The organism is Salinicoccus jeotgali, from assembly GCF_055379195.1.
In genome coordinates, this window is record NZ_AP043830.1 from 1739704 (window position 1) to 1763801 (window position 24098).

Below are 24098 nucleotides of genomic sequence, written 5' to 3' on the forward strand. Positions count from 1 at the left end.
GGCTTTGTTTTATGATCTGAGTATCTTCAATTCCCCCTGTAGCGCTTCGTCTTTCTGTAGAGCAAGGCAAACACCAGCAGTACACCTGTACAACCGAGCAGCCAGACGGAAAGCATCATCATCCCGATTGTTCTCCATGGGTCATCGAGCCCGAAAAACATCGTGATGATAACCAGCACAGTCAACAAGGCGCTGGCCGCAACAGGAATAAGTGTCCGGCCATGGAGTTCCGCATAGACGATGGCCAGCCCAAATGTCAGCAGATAGAGGAGCGTCAAGGTTGCGGTGTTGATCGATTTATCCAACATCGTCCCAAAATCCACCCCACCCGAAGTTTCCGGCATCTCGACTTCAAGCGGCGCCATGTCATCCCCTTCATAGGAAATCGTCTGTATCTCATAGACAGCCGGCTCGGACGGCCAGTCCTCCTGCACCAAAAATGCGAGGCGCTCTTCATTGTTGAAGAATGCCGGGGACATCACCGAAGCATCTTGGTTGGTCAATTGCTCCACCTCTTCCGTTTCAGTGTCCGTCAGAAACAGCTCATAGATGTAGGTGCCTTTATCCGACTCGCCTGCCTGGGCTGTATAGGCAAGTGAAGCGCCGTCAGACGACAGGGTCGGGACGCCGATGTAGCCAGGTCTTCCGATTCCCACATAGGGCTGTTCCTCTTTGGTCTTAAGGTCATATGAACGCATCGCCTCTCCCATGAAATGGAGCATCTCCCCATCCGCGGAAACATTCAATCCCCGCATATCGAATGCATCCTTATCCGTCAGTTTTTCATGGGCATCACCTTCTCTACTGACGCGGTGGAGATCCCGTCCGTTTTCCGTCGATTCAGGAGCCGCGAGCAGATCTTCTGAAGGCATTGCGATATAGTAGACTGTTTCTCCATCCGGTGACATGGCAGCCTCAAAGACGTGAGTCTCAGTGCTTGTCAGCTGGATGGGGTCGCCACCTATCTCTGGCAGGAGATGAAGTGTCTGTATCCCCTCTTCCGAGCGGCTCAAGTACATCAACCCTTGACCATCCGGAGTGAACTGGGGTTGGGTCTGATCCGCCTCTTCTGTCAGCGCGATTTCTTCCGTCCCTCCGCCGATATCTCCTATATAGATGGATTCCCTGCCGTCATCATAGTAGGAGAAGGCCACCTGATCATCGTCCGGAGAAATATCAATCGATTCACCCAAACCCGTATGGTGTCTGTACGGGCTATCGTCTGTGGTCATACTGTACGTGACTGCTGCAACAAACAGGATGAAGCCGATGATGATGGCCGTCATCAAACTCCTTTCTTTATTGATGCTACCCCTCCTTTAGATGTGACACTAGTTCAATCACTGTGACTGTCACTCCCCCATCACTTGCCTGTAGTGATCGGGATCCGTAGCCCCTTCTGTATTGATGACTAAGACGTTGGAAACTGCATCCAGCCCGAGTTTCTGCCGTGCTTGTGGGTATCCGCCTTCTGTCATCAGCGCGTGCAGCGCGCCGAGTGTGACGGCTCCGGAGGCACCCGAAACGACAGGTTCATCTGAACCGACCGGCCTGCCATAGAGCCGCATACCCCGCTCACTCGTTCCGTCCTCACAGCGGATGAACGCGTCCGCTGACGCTTTCAGCATCTCAAAGCCCTGGGTACTCGGCGCCCCGCAGGCCAGGCCGGCCATCACAGTATTTAAGCTTCCTGTGACTTGTTGCGCTTTACCGGAAGTGTCCTTCATCGATTGATGGAAACAATCCGCCGCTTCTGCCTCCACCACGATGATCCGCGGGCCGTTACCGTCCATTCTGCTGATTACCGCGGCGGTCATCGCAGCAGCGAACGACCCCACTCCAGCCTGCAGAAATACATGCGTGATGTCATTGAAGGATGTGTCCCCCAATTGTGCATGGACTTCAGACATGAGGGTCGTGTACCCTTCCATGATCATCAGCGGAATCTCGTCATACCCTGGCCAAGCTGTATCCTGCAGCAGCACCCAACCATGCTCTTCTGCCAAGTTGGCCGTCTCCTTCACCGTGTCATCATAATTGAGTGTAGTGGCAGTCGCTTCCGCCCCGAGTTGCCGCACTGCTTCAAGACGGTGTTCGGCCGCCCCTTCAGGCATGAAGACTTTCGCCTTTTGGCCAAGCAGGCTGGCCGCCCACGCCACCCCTTTGCCGTGGTTGCCATCTGTTGCAGTCGCGAATGTCACGCCGGGATGCGTTTTAAGCCGCTCCAGCAATTCATTGTAATCATCGAAATCCAAGCCTTCATATCGTCTGAAATATTCCGCCATGACATAGATGCCACCCAGCCCCTTGAACGCATTCAACCCGAAGCGTTCCGATTCATCCTTGGCATAGATGTTCGCGACGCCGAGCTGTTGTGCCAAACCATCAAGATGAACCAGCGGTGTAGCCGCATACTCCGGCACACTCTGGTGGAATCTTGCCGACCGCTCCATCACCCCCTGTGTGAAGTGCGCGAGCAGATCAGTTTGTCCCCCTTCTTCCTTAAACCGATTTAAGACCATATCCATAGATGCTTCCCCCTTACAATCATCGTCCATCGATTTAGAGTTCTTGCTTCGACTTTTCCATCTTCGCTTCTTTACGCTTCTTCCTTTTCTCCCTTATGCTGACAAGGAAATAGAGCGGCAGCATGCCAACTACAAATGCCACAATGACAATGGTCCGGTTTTTCGGCCCCACCCAATCGAAGACGTAGAGGCCGAGGAACAGCAGTATCACTACAGCGATCAGAAATAATTTTTTATACATTGTACGCCACCTGTCCCCAATCTTTTAATATCTCCTGCATCTGCCGGCGTGCATGTGCCCCTTCACGGATCGGGTACTGCGGGAAGACATGGTTCATCTTTGGATATTCGTAGTATGAATACGGTGCACCGGCCGCTTCAAGCATACCGGCAAATTTCCGGGCGTCCGGCAGGCACACTTCATGCTCGCCGACGAACAGGTGGATCTTCGGCAGGCCCTCTAGGCTGCCATATATCGGCGACACTTTGTAGTAGGTTGGATCTGCGTTCCCCGCCCAGATGCGGCCGATGACCTTCAGGTTGTCGGGCTTTAACATCGGGTCGAGCGCCGCGTATTTCTTCATTTCGGGATGGGTCATGGTGACGTCGAGCCAGGGTGATATGAGGATCAATCCGTGCGGCTTGGGCAACTGCATTGACGCGAGCCACTGGGCGAATCCTAAAGCCAATCCGCCACCGGCCGAATCACCCATAAGCACGGGCACCTCCGGGTCTTCATCCAGCAGCTCACGGTACAGCTGATCCACCGCGTCATACGCATCATCATAAGTGAATTCCGGAGTTTTCGGGTAGATCGGCACGATGAATTCAAGTCCCGTATCCTCCACCATCCGATCTAGGAACATCCAATGGAAGAGCGATGGTTGATGGATGTAGCCGCCGCCGTGGAGATAAAGTACCCGCCTGCTGCCATGCTTCTGCCGCGGCTGCATGCGGTAGACCTTCATGCCGGCCTGCTGCGAGATGTCGATTTCCGACCGTAGTATACCTTCTGGTATTTTATGTTCCTTGCGGTTCTCCTTGAAGTTATCGGCAAGCATCTTTTCATCCACATCTTCGAGATCGAAGTTGACGAAGCGGATGATATCTTCGGCAAGCTTGCTGCCGATGCTCCTCTCTTCTACCAGAAGCGCCCGTACCGAATACGATAAAACCCCGACGCCCGCCAGTACGGCTGAGGCTTTGAGGACATCTTTCATGCAATCATCCCTTTCGTTTTGAAGTGCCCTCTGAAGAGGAGCGGCCCTTGATTTATATTACAGATGGAAACGCCGGCCGAGCTGGGTCATGAGGGCGCGGGTGGCGAATGCAAATATCACCGTGAACGTCGTAACGCCGAAAAGCAGCGCGACGACACTCGGCCACATGACGGTTGCCACCCCAGCCAGGTAGAGGATTCCCGGTACAAAGCCAAGCGCAATCATCATCAGCAGGAAGCTGACATAGCCGCTCCATCTCAGACGCACACGCAACATGAAGATCGACATCAATAGGATGCCGCCGATGATCAGAAACGGCACGACATAGTTGACGGACCACTGGACGGAGCCGGACATCGCGTCGATCACCAGCAACAGTATCGTCAGGCTGACCACCTGCGCGGTGATCTTACCGCCGATATGGGAAGCCGAGAGTATCGTATGGCTGAGCGACACCAGCATATAGAATACGGCCACGGCGACATAGAACACCCACAAGTACTGCGGCATGACGATGATGTTGACGGCCAGTGAGGCAATCACTGCCAACACCCCGAGGAAAATGGCGATTCTGGTGATGCGCGCTTTCATGCGCTGTTCCTCCCGGTTGTAATCCGGATACCATGTTTCGCTGGTATGTACGTCGATGCCAGTGGGTGCGTCGCACAGCGGACATTCCGCCTGGCCCACCCAGACACCGCAATTCGGACATTCCGTCATATCTCATCCCCCCAGTCATTCGAGTAGACGGTGATGTCCTGCCCGGTCTTCTCCTTAAGCAGCATAAAGAATGTGCGGATGATCTCCTGTTCTATAATCGAGCGTGAAAATGTTATCGTGAGCCGGTCGTTCAACGTACCGATCCCACAGTTGATCGGACTCTTCCGGGTCGGATACAGCACCACTTCCATGCGGTCGACATGCGGTTTCATCGCATCAGGCAGCTTGATGTTGCCAAGGTTCGACAAAGTCATCGTCTTGAGCCGTTCGCCGAATTGATTGAAGCCAAAACGCATGATCGGGTATTTGAGCAGGACCGGCATGGCCCGGGTCAGGAGGTTACTCTGCAGTGAGACGAAGCGGTTGATGCCGGCCTGCAGATTCTCTTTATCGGTCTTATCGGCAAGCTGGGTCGATACTTCCTTAATGAGACTATCAAACTGCATATAGCCATCCATCGAGACATCGATGTTCGCGACATAGAAGAAATTGCGCAATGTTGTGGATGGAAAATGCCGCCTGAGGCTTACTGGCACCGCTATCGCGATCCGTTCCTCACGCCTGTCGCCTGCTTTCTTTTCGTCGTGGATCGCCTGGATCAATACGCTGAGCAGAAACCCTGTGAGCGAAGTTCCTTGTGCTTTGGCGAAAGCATTCACTCGGCCAGCATCCATCACGCCGTGGATGACATTGATGCCCGGCGGGTCAATCGGCACGCCTTTAATCTGATAGCTTGGCTTCAACCGCGGGCCCGTGCGCTTGATGTTGCGGGACGTGGCAAAGCGTTCGAAACTGTCTTCCATCTCCTCCGGCCGCGGCGGGTCTTCCGGCACCAGGATATCATTCCCAACCGGGTCTTCCATGCCGCGCAGCATCAGATATTGGTAGACGAGCGTCTTCAAAAATTCCACCGCACCCCCGCCATCGGTCACGGAGTGGAAGATTTCCACAGAGATGCGCCGGTCGAAATAAAGCACCCGGATGAGATAGGCGTTGTTTTCCTTCGCATCGATCGGCGCACATGGATGCGCCGCTTCCCGCTTGACGCTGAGCAGCTCATCATTATGTTCCATGAAGTCCCAGAACAGCCCTTTACGCACGCGCACCTTCAGTGTCGGGAAACGCACTGCGACGATATCCAGCGCCTCCTGCAGCGTATCTTTATCTATCTTTTCTTTCAGGATCATCGCCACCCGGAATACCGCGGAGTTCGTCGCATCCGATACCGCATGGAATATCTTCCCTGTATTATCTATCTTGTACCACTCATCCATGCGACCGTCTCCTTCCGATTGATCTTCTTGCTCTTATTTACGTCCGATCAGTATTTCAAGGTCGAGCGTCACCGTCCGCGCCTGTGTGATGAAATCATCCAGTTCACCCGGCGCCTGGTTCCAGGCCAGCGGGGACATCCCGGAAAGATGCCGCAGGGCCGCTTCATCGAGCGGTACGCTTTTTGTGATGTGCATGCGCTCAGAAGGCCCGTACTGCGCCTCGAACAATGCCACCGTATCCGCGTTGTCGTACTGCGCCTTATCCGTCCCCTTATAGAGTGCCTCACGCAGTTCCTTTAAATAGCCCGCACCCGGCACGACTTTGATAATGCACCCGCCTGGCGCCAAGACGCGGTTGAAGGCGTCGTAGCGCGCCGGCGATAGTATATTCAAGATGACGTCGCTCTTGGCATCGGCTATCGGCAGATCCGCCAGATCTCCCACCAGCCACAGCTGCTCTGGATAATGCTTCGCTGCCATCATGATGCCTTCTTTCGCAATATCGACACCCACACCGACCGCATCCTCCCTATCGATGTCCGCCATGATCCTGGCAAGGTGGGAACCTTCACCGCTGCCGGCATCCAACACCTTCAAACTTGACTCCCCCGTCACCTGGCCCACCGTTTCGGCAATCGCTGTATGCAGTGCCAAATAGAAGCCACTTTCCGTGATAAAGGCGTGCCGGTCTTCAAACAACGCCTTGTCATACTGGGTCTTGACCGGCTTGTTCAGCATATTGACATAGCCTTGTTTGGCGAAATCGAATGCATGTGCATTACGGCACACGAGTGAAGCCTGCTCCCTCACATGCATATCTGCCCCACATACTGGACAGCGGAATATGTCCGCATGCCTCGCTGCGAGCTGCGCGCTTTTTTCTTTCTTCTTCATACTACGGCCTCCCGCTTCATTGTGTTAGTTTTATAGTAGACGAGCCGCCCGCCTTGTGCAAATGAATGTCACTTCAAGTCACATCATTTGTAATCACGCGGGCGCTTATTTAATGTTTAAGTATGACAGACCAGATTCAAATCAACGGAGGTACGGATACTATGACACGATATGATTATGATGTAGCGTTCATCGGCAGCGGGCATGCCGCATGGCACGCTGCAATGGCGCTCGTCCAGGCGGACATGAAAGTTGCCATCATCGAGGAGGACACCATCGCCGGCACATGCACGAACTTCGGCTGCAACCCGAAGATCCTGCTCGAAGGACCATTTGAAGTGCTTGAAGAACTCGGACACTATAAAGGCATCCTCAGCCAAGACACTACAGTCGACTGGCCCTCATTGATGGACTACAAGAAAAAAGTCATCCCACCGATGTCAGAAGGCCTCAGGCAGATGTTCGAACAGCAGGGCATCGACATCCACATGAATCATGGCACCCTGCAGGATGCCCACACCATCGCAGTCGGTGAAGAGACGTTCACGTCCGATAAAATCATCATCGCAACCGGCCAGCACAGCAACGCACTCGACATACCGGGCAAAGAATACACCAGCAACAGCCGTGACTTCATGGATATGGAGTCCATGCCGGAACACATCACATTCATCGGGGGTGGCTTCATCACGGCAGAATTCGCCTCCATCGCCATCAAGACGGGGGCGGAAGTCCATATCATCACCCATTCCGATGAAATGCTCCGTGGCTTCAACCGCAAGCATGTCGGCATGCTCACCAAAAAACTCGAGTCGGAAGGCGTCCATTTCCACTACAATGAAGATACTGCCGAAATCTCGAAGGATGGCGGGCGCTATACATTGCGTACCGAATCCGGTATGACACTATCCACCGACTGCATCATCGATGCCACCGGACGCGTACCGAACGTCGCCGGGCTCGGTCTTGAGAATGCCGGAGTCAGATATACGAAAAACGGCATCCAGACAGACGGCTACCTGCGTACCGCACAACCGAACATCTACGCAAGCGGCGATGTGCTGGACAAGACGATTCCAAAACTCACGCCGACCGCCACATTCGAGTCGGAATACATTGCCGCGCATATCACCGGCATGAATACGGAACCGCTCAAATACCCGGCCATCCCGAATGTACTCTATACACTGCCGCGCCTTGCCACAATCGGCACGACAGTTGCCGAAGCGGAGGAAGATGACGCCCTCACCGTTAAAACGGTCGAGTTCGGCAAACGGCTGTTGTTTGAGTACAAGAACGAAACCGATGCCCAGATGGATATCATCATCGACCAGGACAAACGTCTGGTCGGCGCTGAAATATACGGCAATGATGCAGCTGACTTGGTCAACGTCCTCACTTTCGCAGTCAACCAGAAAGTGACGGCGCAGGACCTCTCTGCCATGATTTTCGCCTTCCCAAGCCCTTCAAGCGGCGTCATCGATATGCTCAAATTCGAATTGTTGTAGCGTACTACCGAAGCGGATGAATGTCATCCGCTTCTTTTTTATGCCGTCAACGTCCTGCCATTCCGCCGAGTTTCTTCATCTGCCGGTCCAGCACCTGCTTGATGATTGGCTTCACCCCTTTAAGCATAAACGCATACTTACGCTTTCCGGGATCGAATGTGCTCGTCACGTGCACATTCGTCGTGCGTGCAGCAGCTGGCTCCAAATTGAAGGTTGAAACAATCACACCCTGCTTGAGCACGGTCTTCACTTCAACATGCTGGTTCTTTTCATATTCCGTAATCTCAGACCGGAAGCGGTATGTACGGTTCAGCACCTTCAACTTTGTGATGAAGCGGGCGCCGACTCCCCGTTCTGCCTCAGTCAGATAGTCGTTGCCTTCAAAGATCGGGCTCCACGACTTCAATTCCTCATCATCATTGACTATGGTGAACAATTCCTCCGGTGTGCCCGACATCTCTTCTTCAAAATGATACAGTTCCATAAGATTCTGCCTCCCTCTTTTCCCCAATCATACCATTTTTGCGCCCATGACCTGGCACAGCGTGCACATCATTAACGCTCGATTTACATGCGTGATAAAATGGGGGCTGTATTAAATAAACAGAGGAAATGCGAGGGATAGACAGATGAAGACATTGACAGATACATTCAAATTGCACAACGGCACCGAGATTCCGGGCGTCGGCTTCGGCACATGGCAGACACCAGACGGGGAAACTGCGGTCAACGCCGTCAAGAAGGCGATCGAATCCGGCTACCGCCACATCGATACGGCAGCTGCATATAAAAATGAAGGCAGCGTCGGCCAGGCAATCAGGGAATCCGGGGTGGACCGTAAAGATCTGTTCATCACCAGCAAGCTATGGAATTCCGAACGGGGCTATGAGACGACGAAAGCCGCTTTCGACAGCACTCTGAAAGCACTCGGTACGGATTACCTTGACCTCTACCTCATCCACTGGCCAGCAAACAAGAAACAGTCTGACGACTGGGAAACCATTAACCTCGATACGTGGAAAGCGATGACCGAGCTCTATAAAGAAGGCAAGATCAAAGCCATCGGCGTCTCCAACTTCATGCCACACCACCTGGAAGCGCTCGTCAACACGGAAATCAAACCAATGGTCAACCAGATCGAATATCATCCAGGGTACACGCAGGATGATACCGTCGCCTACTGCAAGCAGCACGACATTCTGGTCGAAGCATGGAGCCCGATCGGATCCGGCCGCCTGCTTGAAAACGAAGACCTCAAAAAAATCGCCGGGAAATATGATAAATCCGTAGCACAACTGTGCATCCGATATGTCATGCAGAACGGCATCCTGCCACTGCCGAAATCCGTAACCCCTTCACGCATCGAAGAAAACACACATCTCTTCGACTTTGAAATCAGTGAAGCAGACATGGATCAGATGGACGGAATGGACACCGTCGGATTCTCCGGCATGACACCGGATGAAATGGACCTCTAAACTTCTGAAGCATCATGATGTAAGGTGCTGGCACCTTGCAGATAACTCATTGAACCTCCTTTCCAGATGGAATGGGGGTTCATTTTTATACTTCAATGACTACTGATTATTTTGTTGCGTGAGCCGATCTCTCACCAAGCTATAACAGAAACCCTTCAGGCATCCCGTCTGACGGTTCCAATATAAAAGTGTGGAAGCCAGTTATATTGGCCCTTCCGGACACTTTCGCAATGACCGCTTCGTACTCGCCCACTTCCATTTCAGTGGTCACCTCTCCTTTGAAAATCCCGCCGGTGATGCTCCGGTTCATGAACGTGTCCCCTGCCCCGATGGTTGAATCATTAAAGAGTTGGGCGGCTTTCGCACTCGTGCCCGTACCGCACGGGGACCGGTCGATCTGTCTATCTGCAAAGATTGTGATGTTCTGCCATGTGCCTTCTTTCGACTCTTCCGAAAAGATGACGCCATAGATGCCATTCAAGCCTGCTTCAAGTGGGTGTCGGATGGTGTATTGCTTCTCGACCGCCGCTTTGATCATGGCGCCCCACTCCTTGAATTCAGCCAGATGTTCATGTTTTTGTGGCAAATTCAGAAGTCGATTGTTAAGAAACACATAAAACGCGCCGCCAAAAACCACATCGGCGTTCAGCTGCTTCCCCTCAACATCCAGAGTGATATCTTCCAGATAGACGAATGAAGGGACGTTTTCAAATGTAACCAAAAGTTCTTCATCCACGTCATATTGCGCATGGGCAATGACTTTTCCTGCCGGGCTGTCTATCACAAACCTTCTCTTATCGGAATTGTCCCCGAAGGCGCCCGTCTCGATCATCACAGTGACGACCGCAATAATGCCGTGCCCGCACATCGTGCTCCATCCCTCGTTATGCATGAATAGCACGCCGAAATCGGAATCTTCCTGTGCCGGGGGTGTAATGATGCAGCCGTACATCCCTTCATGCCCCCTTGGTTCATTCATCAAAAACTTTCGGATACCGTCAAGATTTTCCATGCAGTAGGCACGGCGTTCCAGCTGTGTCTCTCCTTTAATGGTTGGCAACCCGCTCATGATGATCCGAAGCGGTTCTCCTGCCACATGCATGTCGATGGTATTGATCATTTTTTTGTAATTCACTTCATTCCCTCCCTTTTCTTGTTTTAGAATATAAAGAAATTTCCGTGCCATAATTTTCCGGTTAGACGCATTGCCTGCTTTTCGATATACTGGAAAGAACCAAAATTTTGGAGGACTACTACTATGACCATCGATTATACATCCAGAAAAGATGCACTGATTTCCAATCTTAAAGAGCAGGCGGTTGATGCTGCACTCATCACCGATCCGTCAAACATCTATTATATGACCGGCTTCTTTGCCGACCCCCACGAGCGCTACATGTCGCTCTTCATCGATGTAGAAAGTAAAGAGACACACCTTTTCCTTCCGGCACTCGATAAGGATGCAGCGGAAGTTGCGGATGCCGACCACATCATCCCGATTTCCGATGAGGAAGATCCATTCGCCCTCATAAAAGCCACCATCAAAAGTGACGTGAAGACAATGGGAATCGAGACGAATGTCGTCACTGTCGCCCATCACAATGGACTGAAAAGTGTCTTCCCCGAAGCACGCTTCACCGATATCCAGGAAGCACTGAATCTGCAGCGGACATTCAAGAGCCGTGAGGATGTGGACGGCATGAAAGAAGCGGTGCGCATCATTGAAACCGTGCTCAAAGAAGGCCTCAAGACCATCAAGGCCGGCATGACCGAAGCCCAGCTTGTCGCCCAATTCGAATACTTGATGAAAGTCCATGGCGCCGCCGGCCCATCATTCTCCACCATGGTCCTGGCCGGCGAAAAGGCCGCACTGCCGCACGGTACCCCGGGTGACAGAACGCTCGAAAACGGTGATTTCCTGCTCATCGATTTCGGTGTCATCACCCATGACCGCTACTGCTCGGACATCACACGCACCTTCATCATCGGTGAAGCGACCGACAAACAGAATGATATCTACAATATCGTCAAAGCTGCCACAGAAGCCGGTGTCGACGCCGTCAAAGCTGGCGTACCACTCAAGGAATTCGACATCGCAGCGCGCAGCGTCATCGAGTCCCACGGCTACGGCGAATACTTCAATAACCGCGTTGGACACGGCCTCGGCATCGAAGTCCATGAAGCGCCGTCCATCCATCACTTGAACGAAGATGTCGCTAAACCCGGCATGCTGTTCACCATCGAGCCTGGCATCTACATCCCCGGCTATGGCGGTGTCCGCATAGAGGAAGAAGTGTACATCAACGAAGCCGGAGAAGCGGAAGTCCTCACCACTTTCCCGACGGAATTGCAGACGATAAAAATCTAATGCTATCTCAACAAATAAATAACTGACTGCCCCTGTCCGATATATTTTAATATCGGACAGTTTTTTATCTACTCCACCATTAATCCATTAGTGTGAAGACGATCAGCATCCATTATTAAGTAGTTTATGTAATCACTTTAAATAATCTGAATTTTAAAATATAATGGAGCGATAGAACATTTTACATGCATTCTGATACTAGTATGAACAAAAGGAGTGGAAATTGATGAGTGGATTAGGTGGATTGAACAAATCACCAAATGGTGTGGGAATCGGGCTTGTACAGCTACAGTTGCCTGTAACCGAAACTAAAGAGGACTTGAAAGCACAGACGGAAAAGGTATGTGAGATGGTGCGTAAGGCGAAGCGGTTCACCGCCCCAACTGATATCGTCGTCTTCCCGGAATACATGCTGCACGGTTTGTCCATGAGCATGGACGACGCGATCATGTGCGATATTGACGGCCCGGAAGTCCAGGCGTTTAAGGATGTCTGCAAGGAAAACGAAATATGGGGCTGCTTCTCCATCATGGAATATAACCCCAACGGCAATCCCTACAACACAGGATTGATCATCGACGATAAAGGCGAGATCAAACTGAATTTCCGCAAACTGCACCCATGGGTGCCTGTAGAACCATGGGAACCAGGTGACCTCGGCCTGCCTGTATGCGAAGGGCCGAACAGTTCCACACTCGGTCTGGCAATATGCCATGACGGCATGTTCCCTGAAGTCACCCGCGAACTTGCCTATAAAGGCGCCGACATCATACTTAGAACGGCTGGCTATACTGCACCCATCCACCATTCGTGGCGCATCACCAACCAATCCAACGCCTTCTGCAACTTGGCCTACACCGCTTCAGTCGCCATGTGCGGCAGTGATGGAACGAACGATTCCATGGGCGAAGGCATGATCGTCAACTTCGACGGCGTGCCGATGGTCGAAGGCAGCAACCGCCCTGATGAGATCATCACCGGCGAAGTCAGGCCGGACCTGGTCCGTGAAGCGCGGACGCATTGGGCTTTGGAAAATAATATGTATCAGTTGGGCCACCGCGGTTATGTTGCGGTCGAAGGTGGCGTCACCGACGCGCCCTACACTTATATGACGGACCTTCAAAACGGTACTTACAGATTGCCTTGGGAAGACGACATCGTCCATACAGATGGTCAGGATTATGGGTTCCCTGCACCAAGGAAGAAGTAGGTTTCAATACAACACCATCAACGGCACAACAAAACCACTGGTCCATTTAGACCAGCGGTTCTTTTCTCGGTAATTTGATTCACCACTTCTTTATAAGCAATGATTATTCCGCCCTCTTCTTCCCGAAATAAAGGAGACCAGCAAGCAACCCGATCAGCAGCATGGCTGAAGCAAATATAAGGAAAGGGATCGGGCCGAACTGGAAGATGAGCGGTGCGGATAGCGCAGTGACGAGCCCACCGCCAAGGAATGGTTCAAAGACCAGCTGCTTGTAGCCAAAACCTTCAAGGGCAGGCGATTCCGTCTCGGGGTCGGCCACACGGACCAGCATCAGGCCGGTGGCTGTCACCCCGGTCGACTGACCAAAGTCACCGATGGCTCGCTCCAGCCAATAGTCCGGCAGCATCCTTGGACCGAATACAAAGAATCCGAAGACATTCCATACGATGCCGAATAACGCCAGCAACAGAAATGGCACCAGATACTCACCCAGCACAGCCAAGGAAACAGTCGCAATCGCACTGGTGATGAGGATATCAAGGGCAAATCCTTGTATAGTTGTAATCATCTGTCTATCTACAAGACGGGCTGTATCGTATTTGTCCACGAAGAATTGAACAGCCAATCCCCCGAACATCGCCAGCGGGAACAGCGGGACATATGTCATAAAGTTCGAGCCGAATGAGGCAGCTTCCAGCCATTTAAGGCCTTCAAGAAGAAGGTAACCGATAAAGATGGCAAGGCCCACTATCGCAAAATGAAATGTAAGTGTTTCAATAGATTCGGCGCGTACCGTCTTTTCAGGACCGGAACCACGATCTTCCTCCTCAACGATACCTGCTTTCTTCGTAGCTGACATTCCTTTTACATTACTGATGATTTCCGTCTTGTTCCAACGGACACCCCAGTTGATTAGGACAATACCGAAAATTACCCCACTCAGAATACCGACGGTGGCCATCCCGACAGCGAGGTCATAGGCTTCAGGGAACCCGAGTTCTGCGAAAGTCTCCTGTAGGCCGGCCGCTGTACCGTGGCCGCCCTCAAAGCCGATTTCAACAAGCGCACCGACAAACGGCGGCAAATCATAAAACGGCACTAATATGAGAATTGTCAGCAGCAGACCAATGACATACTGACCCCAACCCAAGGTCCAGCCGAATGCCAGTTGTGGCCCACCGACATTCCATATTCTCTTAACATTGGGTAAAACTGTGCCGATGAACAGCGTTGCAAACACGATATTAATCATAAGACCTGGAAGTGACGACCAGACTTCCATAATTTCTTCAGTTAATATCCCGGTTGTCCAGAACGAATCCTCCCCGACAAAATTTCCAGCGATCCGCCCCAGTACTCCTGGTCCTAAAAACAGTGCGACGAACCCTCCAATGACGGACGCCGGGAGGAAAAGATTCTGCATCAATTCCACGCGCATCCGGATCCATTTTCCGATGAGGAGGAAAATCCCTAGACAAAGCAGCGCAAATCCGATATGTTCCGGACTCATATTTACACTCCTCCCAATAAACTAAAAAAAGTATAATCATCGCATATTACCTTTTGTAAACAATAGCTATTATTATCCTCCTCTTCCCGACAATGATATTATGGAAACGTGAAACCAATGACAAAATGGATGGGTATATGAGTAATAATCGGTACAACCGCAAAATCGACCCTGAAAATTTCGAGGAGGCTTTCCTAGAGGAAAACCCGACGTCCATATATGACCAGTGCATTGCGGACTTCAAACTCATCATCGTCCTCGACCTGCTCGAGAAGATGGTGCATGGCTACAACCAGGAGGATCGAGCAGTAAGCTGGAGCCCGTCTCCTCCTCGAGGAGCACCAGCATCATTTGTGGCGCGATCAGATTGATAAGAGCGCTGAGCGTCTATTTCGATTCGGCAGCCCACTCACCCCGGAGTTTCTGAGAAAAGTGTTCAAGTTTTTGAAAGGAGAAGTTGATATGGAGACCATATACTTAGCCGGCGGATGCCTATGGGGCGTCCAGGCTTTCATCAAGACCCTGCCAGGCGTCAAAGCGACAGAGGCCGGGCGGGCCAACGGCACGAGCGACACACTCGAAGGCGCCTATGACGGCTACGCCGAGTGCGTGAAGACAGAATTTGATCCAGCAGTCATCTCCGTCGATCGATTGATGCGCCACCTGTTCGAGGTCATCGACCCGTACAGTGTGGACCGTCAGGGGGAAGATGTCGGCAGAAAATACCGGACCGGATTATATAGCGAAGATCCAGTGCATCTGGAAGCAGCGAACGCCTTCATAAAGCAGAGGGAGGATCACGCGAAAATCGCCGTCGAAGTCCTCCCCCTCACCAACTATGTAAGAAGTAGAGAGGAGCATCAGGACCGTCTGGATAGATGCCCCGATGACTATTGCCATATCCCGAAGGAATTATTGATGAAGTACCGATGAGCGCCACTGTCATTACTAGTGGAGCCCTGCCCCTCCTCCCCATTGCACTGGATTCCCGAAGGTAATAGTGTTATAATACAATTAACAAATAGGATGCTGTACATGAAACACCGAACCCCCAATCTATGCCAGTAGATTGGGGGTTTTATTTGGTGTATTGACTGCGTCATCTGGTCAGTCATCACGATTCTCGAGCCAATAGGCGAACAACGTGAGGGCTACACCTGTCATGACAGGTGCAACCAAAACTTCAAATAGGGTGCTGTACATGACTTCACCTCCTTCCATGCTGCCACAGCACGGAAGTGGACCAGATGACTGCCATCATTTTATCATAGATACACCCTTTCCTTATTGATGCCGGATACTATCCAATCTACAATTTTAAGCCTTCCCCTCTTCAGTCCGGTACACGATATCCGCCGTCCTTTCCACAAAATACTTATCATGCAAAGTCAGGATGACTGTCCCTTCATAGGCTTCGACGAATGACTCCAATGCTTCACTCGTGTCATTAACGTTCGAGTCGTATGATATGAGAAATGATGATGCCATATAAAAACCCCTTCAGATACTTTTCTGAAGGGGCCTTTAAATATAAATATATAGTGTTTTAATCTCCAATATTCTTATTTAGTTTTGACCTGATTCATTCCGGTGGACTGGGTGGATTATACCCGTCATATGGTGCACCACTTCCTGATCCTTCAAGCTCCGGTGCATCTGTTTCATATAGTTCCATGCTCGATCCCCCACCATTTTGTTCAATCAGGCTCGTGTCTTTCTCTGGATGCTCTTCGAGGATCTCTAATTGATCACGGTATAAATAATCGATTTCTTTCAATCCATCCAGAGGTTCAGGGTTATAGAAACGCAGAAGATCTTTCATCAGAACTTCGTCGGAATGGCTTAATTCTTCTCTCGCATTATCTCTATAGCGATAAAGCTCTTCCAATTCTTCTTCGGTTAATTGATCCTGCAGCGCCTCCCCTGTCTCTGTATCATAGATATCCTCTCCTAAGAAAGTATATTCCGGCGTCACCACACGTCCATCTCTGAGTGGGACGGTATTATCGTGTTCTTCTGATAAAATATCCTGTCCCATAAATAGATAGCCATCTGTTTTCATGCCGAGTAGATGCATTAAGGTTGGAAGCATGTCCACCTGACCACTGTATGTGTCGAACACTTCACCATTTTCAACGCCGGGGACATGCATAATGAACGGCACTCTTTGCATTTGAGTATCATGGTATTGATTCCACTCCTGCGGATCTTCACCCACTAAAGGTGCCAATGCCGGGTTTCTCATCTCGGAAATACCATAATGGTCACCATACATGACGATGATCGAATCCTCATATAAGCCGCTTGACTTCAAGTAATTGAAAAATTCCTCCAAAGCCTGGTCAGCATAATGTGCTGTAACGAAATAATTGTTGATTGTGCCATCCTCGGTTTGGGCAGCTGGAAACTCCACATTTTCCTCGTCCAGTGGATAAGGGAAGTGATGAGAGACGGTAAGGAACTTGGAGTAGAATGGTTGAGGCAACTGTTCAAGATACTCCACCGAATCATGGAAAAATAATTTATCTTTCAAGCCATATTCCATTGATCTGTCTCCGGACACATCATAAAACTCGGAATCAAAGAAGAAGTCATAGCCGAAACTTTGGTAAGTATCCGTCCTGTTCCAAAAAGAGCCGACGTTTCCGTGAAAAGCAGCTGAGGTGTAGCCCCCATGCTGCGCTAGAATATTTGGCGCTGAATGGAATGTATTTGTGGATCCCAATGATTGAAACATACTGCCTTGAGGAAGACCATACAATGACAACTCCCCTAAAACTTCAGCGTCTGATGACTTGCCTTGGCCAGTCTGATGGAAAAAGTTCTCAAAACTATATGAGGCCTCATTGTCATATAGACTCGAAAGGAATGGCATGACTTCGTGAGTTTCACCATATTCATCTTCCAGCTCGTAATCAATTAAAAACTGCTGCACACTTTCCAATCCAATCATAATAACATTACGGCCCTCTGCCGCCCCAAAATATTCTGGGTTTGGCGCTGCATGATTTTCGGCCGAAAAGTTAAACACCTTCGCTAAATCTGACTCGTCGGCACTCACTCGCATTTGGCTTTTTTGCGATGCTTGGAAAACATCATAACCGGTAAAGAAATTCAAGCCTAAGTATTTAACGATATAATTCCTGTCAAAAGTGCGCGTTAATAATTGAGGGCGATCAATTTCCGCCAATATCAGGTTCCCTGCCAAAAGTAGGACACCCACTAATGTAACGAAGGCTTTAGTACGCCTCTTATATTCTTTCCTATCTTCAGCGAGCGGTGTCTCCTTTTTATAGAAGAATAGATAGCCAAACAACATGAGATCGACCCAATATAACACGTCCCAGACCCGCATCATTTCAAATGTGGAAGTGAATAAGGCGCCGGTCACATTGTTGGTGCCCGATACGATGTTAAACGTCAGAAAGTCAGCGAATTCCCTGTAATATAGTATGTTCGCATATAATAATATGGACATGAACAGTAATATTGTGAACATTGCCCATTTCCTTAACACAGGATTGTTGAAAAATAGTGCGATGGACAACAATATGACGCCCGTCGCAATCGGGTTGATGAACAAAATGATGTGTTCGAATATACCGGATACGCCCAGACTGAATTCAATCCAGTAAGCCATGTATGTTTTCAACCAGAATAGAAAAAGGAATAGGATGAAATATCCATAGCGTCTATTCAATAACTCTTTTATGTTTGACATGTTTTCACTTCCTCATTCTCTACCTTGTCCCTTAACCTCCAATGAATCATAAAGGTTCTATACAGATGATCCATAGCGAATTAAGATAGAGTAGAATATAAGATTATCCCGCAAATAACGTCGAGGGGGTGATGACGGGCACTAAATAAAGTTGAAACGCTTTAATATCAAGAGTTGCGATAACTTAACGCCAATATATGGACAGTTACTTCATCCACTTCAACGAAGCATTATCCCTTATGTAGAGTCTCTATAGATGATTTCATTCGTTTCGCTAAAATATCAGAATTTTACAAATATTGAACAGACTTTATCAATACTCTTTATTATATAACAAAATGTGGTTTTTAAGCAAAACTTACCTGTTTACCAACAGCGATTTCTACGAGTCAGTCGCTTGGCACGACAATAATAAATTAGCGCGACTGGTGCATGGAATACTGTGAAATGGATTGATAGATAAAGGAAAGGGGTATTTTCAGACAGAAGCGGTAAAAGGATAGTAATCAGTATATGGAGGGATGAAGATGAAACGTGCTGAAGCTATTGAAGTCATTCCGATAAAGTTAGAAGACGATGGCAAGATACCCAACCACCCCACCTTTCCCCTGTTGATCTATAAGAGCGTATTTGAAGATGGTGATGACATTCCCGCCACACTTAACTCCAATGATTGGTCCGGGGAGTGGCTCGGGTCCGTCCACCCTTTCCACCACTACCACAGCAACACCCATGAAGTGCTTGCGGTCAAAGAAGGTTCTGCCACACTGCAGTTGGGCGGTGCGCAAGGTGAAACGATTGAAGCGGAGAAAGGCGACGTCATCATCCTGCCAGCCGGCTATGGCCATAAAAGAATCAAAGCAAGTGATGACTATGCCAACTACGGCGCCTATCCGGGCGGTGCCGATTTTGATATGTGCTACGGTAAACAGGAAGAAAGGCCTGAAACAATCAACAATATCGCACACGTCCCACTCCCCGATGACGATCCCGTATTCGGCCAGGACGGTCCACTCTTTGACCATTGGATACGATGATGCCGATTTGAAAATAGAAGGCATATAAGTTTAAACACCCTGATTTTAGAGAAGATGTGTAGGAAATCATTTAAAACGAATAGGAGCTGTCTGATAATGAAAACGAATTTTGATTTGGTGGTAGTCGGTACAGGGCCCGCTGCATCCTCTACAGCAATGAAATGCAGGGAAGCGGGATGGGAAGTGGCCATGATAGATTCTCGGCCCTACGGAGGCACTTGTCCTTTAAGAGGATGCGATCCAAAAAAAGTTCTGGTAGGGGCGGCAGAGATGATTGACGGTGTGGAACGAATGAGCAGCAAAGGCGTGGTGCCCGGTGCAACCATCAACTGGTCCGAACTGATGGCGTTCAAGCGGACATTTACAGAACCGGTGCCCGACGGAACAGTCAAGAAGCTGCATAAGGCAGGGATCCATACGTTCCATGGACGGGCATCATTTGCAGATGAAGAAACGATTCAAGTTGGAGAAGATCAGCTTACAGGCAAGCACATTCTGATTGCGAGCGGTGCAAAGCCGGTCGAGCTGCCAATCGAAGGGATTGAGCATCTGACATACAGTGATGAGTTTCTGGAACTCGATGCCTTGCCTGAAAAAATAATTTTTGTCGGTGGCGGATATATCTCATTCGAATTCGCCCACATCGCAGCCCGTGCCGGCGCTGAAGTGCACATCATCCAACGTGGGGCGCAGCCACTTAAGAACTTTGATCCGGAGCTTGTCGACCTGCTGGTGAAAAGTTCTGAAGAAAACGGTATTCAGATCCACCTGGACACAGAAGTCAAATCCATTGAAAAGACAGGGGCGGCCTTTACGGTCGAAGGCATTAAAGAGGACGAATCCTTCAAACTGGACGGCGATCTCGTCGTCCATGGCGCAGGCCGTGTCCCTGAAATCGATGATTTGAACCTTGAAAAGGGAAATGTGGATTGGGAGAAAAAAGGCGTCTCCGTCAATGAATATCTACAGAGTGTCAGCAACCCCCGCGTGTATGCAGCGGGAGATGCAGCCGCGACAAAAGGGCTGCCCTTGACTCCGGTCGCCTCCATGGAAGCACAAGTCGTGACTGCCAATCTACTCGGCGGCAATCAGCGCACACCAAACTACGACGTGATGCCAAGTGTTGTATTTTCACTGCCCAAACTCTCGGCAGTAGGGTTATCGGAAGAAGCGGCCAGAGAACAAGGGTACAACGTCAGAGTCAATAAAATTGATACTTCGGAATGGTACACCTACAAGCGGACAAATGAAAGGTACGCAATGGTTAAAATCATCATCGATGAAGATTCCGATCAGGTGCTCGGCGCCCACCTGCTCAGCCGGGAAGCGGATGAACTCATCAATCATTTCGCCACAGCGATCCAGTTCAAGCTGAAGACAGAGGACCTTAAACAGATGACGTATGCCTATCCTACCGCTGCTTCTGATCTCGGTTCCATGCTTTAAAAAACTGAATCTGTTCCAATATAAAAAAATCATCAAACATGAATCTCCCCCAACCTACCTTTGTAGATTAGGGGAGATTTGTTTTTTATTTCTGCAGATTAACCAGCTGCTTCTTATCTTCCAGTTGATTGAGACGTGACGCCATCGCTTTCGATGCACTATGCAGTTTCTTCTACAGTTTATTATGATATAATGCGCAGAGGATTTCAGTGACATCAAAATGATTACGAGGTGGATAAATGGACTGGTTTTTCTTCGATTATATATTTGATACTTATATTCTCAGCATCATCACTACAGTCATCATCATTTTAAACATTCTGCTGGCGATCAGCCTTGTCTTTCTTGAACGGCGCAATGCACAAAGCCTTTGGGCATGGTTGCTGATTCTATTCTTCCTGCCCATCATAGGGTTCATCCTGTACATGCTGTTTGGCCGCACCATATACAGGAAAAGCATATTCGCCATTCCAGAAGATAAGAAATTGGGCATGTCCCATCTTGTTGAAAATCAACTGGAATCCCTGGAGGATGGATCATTTAAGTTTCCGAACGAAACCACAAAAAAATATCACCAGATGATCCACATGCTGCTCTATAACGACCAGTCCTTCCTGACGACGAACAACAGCATCCAGACATTTACAAACGGCCGGGATAAATTCGATTCCCTGCTTGAAGACATCCGCAACGCAACAGACCACATCCACTTCCAATACTATATCCTAAAATTGGATGGCATCGGCCAGACGCTCTATGATGCGCTGCTCGAAAAGCAGAAGGAAGGCGTCACGGTCAAAATCCTTTATGATGACATGGGGTCCCGTGGCCTTAATCTAAAAAGTTTTGGCACGCTCAAAAAAGAAGGCGGGGACGCCAAATCATTCTTCTCCAGCATATTTCCATTAATCAATCCACGTGTGAACAACCGTAACCACCGAAAGATTGTCGTGATTGATGGGAAGATCGGATACGTTGGTGGATTCAACGTAGGCGATGAGTATTTGGGACGGGATAAGAAGTTCGGCTTCTGGCGCGATACGCATTTAAAACTACAGGGGAATGCGGTCAGATCGCTTCAACTTCGTTTCCTCCTGGATTGGAATTCGCAGCCTGGCGGAGATCGCATAGACAATGAAGATCGCTATTTCCCTGAAATACCCTCCCACGGTGAAAAACCGATCCAGATCGTCACCAGTGGACCTGATGAGGAATGGGAGCAGATTAAATATGGATATATGCAAATGATACACAGCGCTAAAGACTCCATATATATCCAAACACCCTATTTCATCCCAGACCAAGCCTTCTTCGAAGCATTGAAAATTGCCATTTTAAGTGGGGTCAAGGTCCACCTTATGATTCCAAGCTTCCCGGACCATCCCTTCGTCTATTGGGCAACATATTCCAATGCCGGCACACTGGTCAAAATGGGCGCAACCGTCCATACTTATGAAAAAGGCTTCAACCACCAGAAGGTCGTTATGGTGGATGATGAAGTCCTCAGCATCGGTACAACGAATGTAGACGTCAGAAGCTTCTCATTGAACTTTGAAGTCAATGCCTTCATATATGATAAAGAACAGGCCAAGCATTACCGTGAGATATACGAAGCTGATATTCAGGATGCCACTCTGCTCACTGAAGAAAAATATAAAGCCCGCAGCAATTGGATCAAAGTGAAAGAAGGATTCGCGCAGCTTGTGTCGCCAATACTTTAGAAGTACGATTATAAAAAACTTAATAACATTAATAAGCACCCCTGAAGTTGAATGTCAGAACTCAACTTTAGGGGTGCTTTCATATACTTAGAAATCCAATCAATTAACATTGTCTTTATTCTTCTCAGGTTTAAAGTCGATGACTTCCTTGGCGATCATGCCAAGCATGCTGACCATTACGCCAACCCCTACCACCAAGTACATCATGGTGAATATCTTCCCTGAATTGGTGACGGGTGCCATACCTATATCCACGCTGCTCGGCACCAGACTCACCACTCCAAAGTAGATCGCATCCAACACGCCCCACCCTTCTACGCCAGTATAAAATAATGTCCCCGACAAAAGAATCAGGAAGAGCGTGAACAATAAGGATTTAAACGCCGGACGTGCGAATGCTTTGCCGATGGCTTTCAATAAGCGTAATGCGGTTAAAAAGAATGAAATCATATTTTTATATTATCTCCATTTTAAGTTTCTGTTCCCTGTTAAAGTAAACACGTAAGTACCTTCTTGCGTTGATTGGCGAGATGGAAATGATAATGTATCATGATTTAATAATTAAATGCTTTGCAAAACTTAATTTTTTATCTTCTCATAGCTTGATCAATTACTTTTTGTTCAACTGACAATATGCCGTCCATTTCCTCTAATAAATCAAGCGCTTCCTCAGGTGTTAAATAAGCTTTATGGTAACAGGCGATATGCCATTTGCTTTTTTGAGGAATATCTTTTTTAACATACCAGTCCGCTATTTTAGGTCTTAAAAATTCTTTATACCCTGGATATCCAAATTCTAACGATGTTTCTTTAGCAATTAAAGTATGTAGTATAGCATGTTCAACAATATCACAGAACACCAAGTTTTCTTTTTTATGGTATTCAAAAGGTATATTTTGTCTCCTTATGAATCCCCCATTTGTCATATTTAAATACTTGTTTTCCGAAATGTGATGACACTCTAACCCCTCAAGCGATCTCGAAAACTTCCCTTTTGCAATACTTTTTATTTCTCCATTTAAGAATCGCCCATACGATTTTTCTCTATAGTAATCGTCTTCTGCTGCACCATATTTATCAAGCAGAAATTCTACTGCTTCATTATAGGTTTTAGAAAGCAAAGCAAAATACTCGTCTTTTTTTCCCATTTTTAATTCTCACCTCGTTTTATTACATAAATTCCACATAATCACTCATGTTTATAGCAAAATCCATCAACTCTTGTGGAACCTGATATATTCTTCATTATAGAGCATTATATCCTTTTTCTTATTGCTGAAGCCGTGCTTCCGCCTTTTAGTTCCCAACATTTTAAATATAAAGTTGTTATTCACATAAATAATAACATATTAGATTATAATGAAGCCTTCCGCTATAATAGTTCTTCTTTTTATTAATAAGGACGTATCATTATCGGATATTCAATAGGAAATCAATAATTTAGAGACCCTTTATAATAAAGG

The 24098-nt window shown here is 48.8% G+C and carries 24 protein-coding genes; 9 read left to right on the forward strand and 15 right to left on the reverse strand.

Features of this window, described 5'->3' with window-relative positions:
- Nucleotides 1–26 precede the first annotated feature (26 nt).
- The 7 genes from ACZ43I_RS09045 to ACZ43I_RS09075 all read right to left on the reverse strand — a co-directional run bounded on the left by ACZ43I_RS09045 (nucleotide 27) and on the right by ACZ43I_RS09075 (nucleotide 6636).
- Nucleotides 27–1286, reverse strand: coding sequence for a TolB-like translocation protein (locus ACZ43I_RS09045; protein WP_344701698.1), 1260 nt, complete (start codon nucleotides 1284–1286; stop codon nucleotides 27–29).
- Between the two features lie 66 nt (nucleotides 1287–1352).
- Complete coding sequence (locus tag ACZ43I_RS09050) at nucleotides 1353–2528, reverse strand: diaminopropionate ammonia-lyase (RefSeq protein WP_344701700.1); 1176 nt, start codon at nucleotides 2526–2528, stop codon at nucleotides 1353–1355.
- Nucleotides 2529–2562: 34 nt separating this feature from the next.
- Nucleotides 2563–2769, reverse strand: coding sequence for a hypothetical protein (locus ACZ43I_RS09055; RefSeq protein WP_344701701.1), 207 nt, complete (start codon nucleotides 2767–2769; stop codon nucleotides 2563–2565).
- Nucleotides 2762–3748 carry an alpha/beta hydrolase gene (locus tag ACZ43I_RS09060; protein ID WP_344701702.1) on the reverse strand — a complete coding sequence of 329 codons (987 nt, stop codon included), beginning with the start codon at nucleotides 3746–3748 and terminating at the stop codon, nucleotides 2762–2764. The genes ACZ43I_RS09055 and ACZ43I_RS09060 overlap by 8 nt, the downstream gene beginning before the upstream one ends.
- 57 nt (nucleotides 3749–3805) lie before the next feature.
- Entirely contained in the window at nucleotides 3806–4468 is a 663-nt protein-coding gene (locus ACZ43I_RS09065) for a DUF6320 domain-containing protein (RefSeq protein ID WP_344701703.1), read from the reverse strand.
- Nucleotides 4465–5742, reverse strand: a complete 1278-nt coding sequence (locus tag ACZ43I_RS09070; protein WP_344701705.1) for a condensation domain-containing protein — start codon at nucleotides 5740–5742, stop codon at nucleotides 4465–4467. The genes ACZ43I_RS09065 and ACZ43I_RS09070 overlap by 4 nt, the downstream gene beginning before the upstream one ends.
- Nucleotides 5743–5775: 33 nt before the next feature.
- Complete coding sequence (locus tag ACZ43I_RS09075) at nucleotides 5776–6636, reverse strand: putative RNA methyltransferase (protein ID WP_344701707.1); 861 nt, start codon at nucleotides 6634–6636, stop codon at nucleotides 5776–5778.
- Between the two features lie 161 nt (nucleotides 6637–6797).
- Here ACZ43I_RS09075 and ACZ43I_RS09080 point away from each other — a divergent pair, with 161 nt between their 5' ends.
- Nucleotides 6798–8144 (forward strand): dihydrolipoyl dehydrogenase family protein, encoded by a 1347-nt coding sequence (locus tag ACZ43I_RS09080; protein WP_344701709.1) that lies wholly within the window; start codon nucleotides 6798–6800, stop codon nucleotides 8142–8144.
- 46 nt (nucleotides 8145–8190) lie between these two features.
- Here ACZ43I_RS09080 and ACZ43I_RS09085 read toward each other — a convergent pair whose 3' ends face one another.
- A complete protein-coding gene (locus ACZ43I_RS09085; protein WP_344701711.1) occupies nucleotides 8191–8628 on the reverse strand; it encodes an SRPBCC family protein in 438 nt (145 codons plus the stop codon).
- A 145-nt stretch (nucleotides 8629–8773) separates the two neighbouring features.
- Here ACZ43I_RS09085 and ACZ43I_RS09090 point away from each other — a divergent pair, with 145 nt between their 5' ends.
- Complete coding sequence (locus ACZ43I_RS09090; RefSeq protein WP_344701713.1) at nucleotides 8774–9622, forward strand: aldo/keto reductase; 849 nt, start codon at nucleotides 8774–8776, stop codon at nucleotides 9620–9622.
- Between the two features lie 139 nt (nucleotides 9623–9761).
- Here ACZ43I_RS09090 and ACZ43I_RS09095 read toward each other — a convergent pair whose 3' ends face one another.
- Entirely contained in the window at nucleotides 9762–10757 is a 996-nt protein-coding gene (locus ACZ43I_RS09095; protein ID WP_344701715.1) for a proline racemase family protein, read from the reverse strand.
- Nucleotides 10758–10880: 123 nt separating this feature from the next.
- Here ACZ43I_RS09095 and ACZ43I_RS09100 point away from each other — a divergent pair, with 123 nt between their 5' ends.
- Nucleotides 10881–11990: a M24 family metallopeptidase gene (locus ACZ43I_RS09100; RefSeq protein ID WP_344701717.1), complete on the forward strand. Its 1110-nt coding sequence runs from the start codon at nucleotides 10881–10883 to the stop codon at nucleotides 11988–11990.
- A 226-nt stretch (nucleotides 11991–12216) separates the two neighbouring features.
- Nucleotides 12217–13200 carry a formamidase gene (locus tag ACZ43I_RS09105; protein ID WP_344701719.1) on the forward strand — a complete coding sequence of 328 codons (984 nt, stop codon included), beginning with the start codon at nucleotides 12217–12219 and terminating at the stop codon, nucleotides 13198–13200.
- A 103-nt stretch (nucleotides 13201–13303) separates the two neighbouring features.
- On the opposite strand, the gene ACZ43I_RS09110 is transcribed toward ACZ43I_RS09105, so the two are convergent.
- Entirely contained in the window at nucleotides 13304–14710 is a 1407-nt protein-coding gene (locus tag ACZ43I_RS09110) for a sodium/glutamate symporter (protein ID WP_344701721.1), read from the reverse strand.
- Between the two features lie 137 nt (nucleotides 14711–14847).
- Here ACZ43I_RS09110 and ACZ43I_RS09115 point away from each other — a divergent pair, with 137 nt between their 5' ends.
- Nucleotides 14848–15081 carry a hypothetical protein gene (locus ACZ43I_RS09115; RefSeq protein ID WP_344701723.1) on the forward strand — a complete coding sequence of 78 codons (234 nt, stop codon included), beginning with the start codon at nucleotides 14848–14850 and terminating at the stop codon, nucleotides 15079–15081.
- Between the two features lie 91 nt (nucleotides 15082–15172).
- Nucleotides 15173–15643, forward strand: a complete 471-nt coding sequence (locus ACZ43I_RS09120; protein WP_344701724.1) for a peptide-methionine (S)-S-oxide reductase — start codon at nucleotides 15173–15175, stop codon at nucleotides 15641–15643.
- Nucleotides 15644–15817: 174 nt separating this feature from the next.
- Here ACZ43I_RS09120 and ACZ43I_RS09125 read toward each other — a convergent pair whose 3' ends face one another.
- From ACZ43I_RS09125 to ACZ43I_RS09135, 3 genes are all read right to left on the reverse strand, one after another.
- Nucleotides 15818–15913 (reverse strand): type I toxin-antitoxin system Fst family toxin, encoded by a 96-nt coding sequence (locus ACZ43I_RS09125; RefSeq protein ID WP_344701726.1) that lies wholly within the window; start codon nucleotides 15911–15913, stop codon nucleotides 15818–15820.
- A gap of 114 nt (nucleotides 15914–16027) precedes the next feature.
- The gene (locus ACZ43I_RS09130; protein ID WP_344701728.1) at nucleotides 16028–16198 is read right to left on the reverse strand and encodes a hypothetical protein; all 171 of its coding nucleotides are present in this window, start codon (nucleotides 16196–16198) and stop codon (nucleotides 16028–16030) included.
- A 94-nt stretch (nucleotides 16199–16292) separates the two neighbouring features.
- On the reverse strand, nucleotides 16293–18431 hold the full coding sequence (locus ACZ43I_RS09135) for an LTA synthase family protein (RefSeq protein WP_344701730.1): 2139 nt from the start codon (nucleotides 18429–18431) through the stop codon (nucleotides 16293–16295).
- Between the two features lie 527 nt (nucleotides 18432–18958).
- Between ACZ43I_RS09135 and ACZ43I_RS09140 the strand changes: the two genes are divergently transcribed.
- The 3 genes from ACZ43I_RS09140 to cls all read left to right on the forward strand — a co-directional run bounded on the left by ACZ43I_RS09140 (nucleotide 18959) and on the right by cls (nucleotide 22635).
- Nucleotides 18959–19468 (forward strand): cupin domain-containing protein, encoded by a 510-nt coding sequence (locus ACZ43I_RS09140; RefSeq protein WP_344701731.1) that lies wholly within the window; start codon nucleotides 18959–18961, stop codon nucleotides 19466–19468.
- A 96-nt stretch (nucleotides 19469–19564) separates the two neighbouring features.
- Complete coding sequence (locus tag ACZ43I_RS09145) at nucleotides 19565–20914, forward strand: dihydrolipoyl dehydrogenase family protein (protein ID WP_344701732.1); 1350 nt, start codon at nucleotides 19565–19567, stop codon at nucleotides 20912–20914.
- Nucleotides 20915–21153: 239 nt separating this feature from the next.
- Nucleotides 21154–22635 carry a cardiolipin synthase gene (cls, locus tag ACZ43I_RS09150; protein WP_344701733.1) on the forward strand — a complete coding sequence of 494 codons (1482 nt, stop codon included), beginning with the start codon at nucleotides 21154–21156 and terminating at the stop codon, nucleotides 22633–22635.
- A 99-nt stretch (nucleotides 22636–22734) separates the two neighbouring features.
- Here the strand turns inward: cls and ACZ43I_RS09155 are convergent, their stop codons facing one another.
- A complete protein-coding gene (locus tag ACZ43I_RS09155) occupies nucleotides 22735–23085 on the reverse strand; it encodes an ion channel (RefSeq protein WP_344701734.1) in 351 nt (116 codons plus the stop codon).
- Between the two features lie 137 nt (nucleotides 23086–23222).
- On the reverse strand, nucleotides 23223–23783 hold the full coding sequence (locus tag ACZ43I_RS09160; protein ID WP_344701736.1) for a hypothetical protein: 561 nt from the start codon (nucleotides 23781–23783) through the stop codon (nucleotides 23223–23225).
- Between the last annotated feature and the right edge of the window lie 315 nt (nucleotides 23784–24098).

Bases quoted from the DNA above. Each gene is read 5' to 3' on its own strand.
- ACZ43I_RS09045 (WP_344701698.1), bottom strand. From the start codon at position 1,286: ATGACGGCCATCATCATCGGCTTCATCCTGTTTGTTGCAGCAGTCACG.
- ACZ43I_RS09050 (WP_344701700.1), bottom strand. From the start codon at position 2,528: ATGGATATGGTCTTAAATCGGTTTAAGGAAGAAGGGGGACAAACTGAT.
- ACZ43I_RS09055 (WP_344701701.1), bottom strand. From the start codon at position 2,769: ATGTATAAAAAATTATTTCTGATCGCTGTAGTGATACTGCTGTTCCTC.
- ACZ43I_RS09060 (WP_344701702.1), bottom strand. From the start codon at position 3,748: ATGAAAGATGTCCTCAAAGCCTCAGCCGTACTGGCGGGCGTCGGGGTT.
- ACZ43I_RS09065 (WP_344701703.1), bottom strand. From the start codon at position 4,468: ATGACGGAATGTCCGAATTGCGGTGTCTGGGTGGGCCAGGCGGAATGT.
- ACZ43I_RS09070 (WP_344701705.1), bottom strand. From the start codon at position 5,742: ATGGATGAGTGGTACAAGATAGATAATACAGGGAAGATATTCCATGCG.
- ACZ43I_RS09075 (WP_344701707.1), bottom strand. From the start codon at position 6,636: ATGAAGAAGAAAGAAAAAAGCGCGCAGCTCGCAGCGAGGCATGCGGAC.
- ACZ43I_RS09080 (WP_344701709.1), top strand. From the start codon at position 6,798: ATGACACGATATGATTATGATGTAGCGTTCATCGGCAGCGGGCATGCC.
- ACZ43I_RS09085 (WP_344701711.1), bottom strand. From the start codon at position 8,628: ATGGAACTGTATCATTTTGAAGAAGAGATGTCGGGCACACCGGAGGAA.
- ACZ43I_RS09090 (WP_344701713.1), top strand. From the start codon at position 8,774: ATGAAGACATTGACAGATACATTCAAATTGCACAACGGCACCGAGATT.
- ACZ43I_RS09100 (WP_344701717.1), top strand. From the start codon at position 10,881: ATGACCATCGATTATACATCCAGAAAAGATGCACTGATTTCCAATCTT.
- ACZ43I_RS09105 (WP_344701719.1), top strand. From the start codon at position 12,217: ATGAGTGGATTAGGTGGATTGAACAAATCACCAAATGGTGTGGGAATC.
- ACZ43I_RS09110 (WP_344701721.1), bottom strand. From the start codon at position 14,710: ATGAGTCCGGAACATATCGGATTTGCGCTGCTTTGTCTAGGGATTTTC.
- ACZ43I_RS09115 (WP_344701723.1), top strand. From the start codon at position 14,848: ATGAGTAATAATCGGTACAACCGCAAAATCGACCCTGAAAATTTCGAG.
- ACZ43I_RS09120 (WP_344701724.1), top strand. From the start codon at position 15,173: ATGGAGACCATATACTTAGCCGGCGGATGCCTATGGGGCGTCCAGGCT.
- ACZ43I_RS09125 (WP_344701726.1), bottom strand. From the start codon at position 15,913: ATGTACAGCACCCTATTTGAAGTTTTGGTTGCACCTGTCATGACAGGT.
- ACZ43I_RS09130 (WP_344701728.1), bottom strand. From the start codon at position 16,198: ATGGCATCATCATTTCTCATATCATACGACTCGAACGTTAATGACACG.
- ACZ43I_RS09135 (WP_344701730.1), bottom strand. From the start codon at position 18,431: ATGTCAAACATAAAAGAGTTATTGAATAGACGCTATGGATATTTCATC.
- ACZ43I_RS09140 (WP_344701731.1), top strand. From the start codon at position 18,959: ATGAAACGTGCTGAAGCTATTGAAGTCATTCCGATAAAGTTAGAAGAC.
- ACZ43I_RS09145 (WP_344701732.1), top strand. From the start codon at position 19,565: ATGAAAACGAATTTTGATTTGGTGGTAGTCGGTACAGGGCCCGCTGCA.
- cls (WP_344701733.1), top strand. From the start codon at position 21,154: ATGGACTGGTTTTTCTTCGATTATATATTTGATACTTATATTCTCAGC.
- ACZ43I_RS09155 (WP_344701734.1), bottom strand. From the start codon at position 23,085: ATGATTTCATTCTTTTTAACCGCATTACGCTTATTGAAAGCCATCGGC.
- ACZ43I_RS09160 (WP_344701736.1), bottom strand. From the start codon at position 23,783: ATGGGAAAAAAAGACGAGTATTTTGCTTTGCTTTCTAAAACCTATAAT.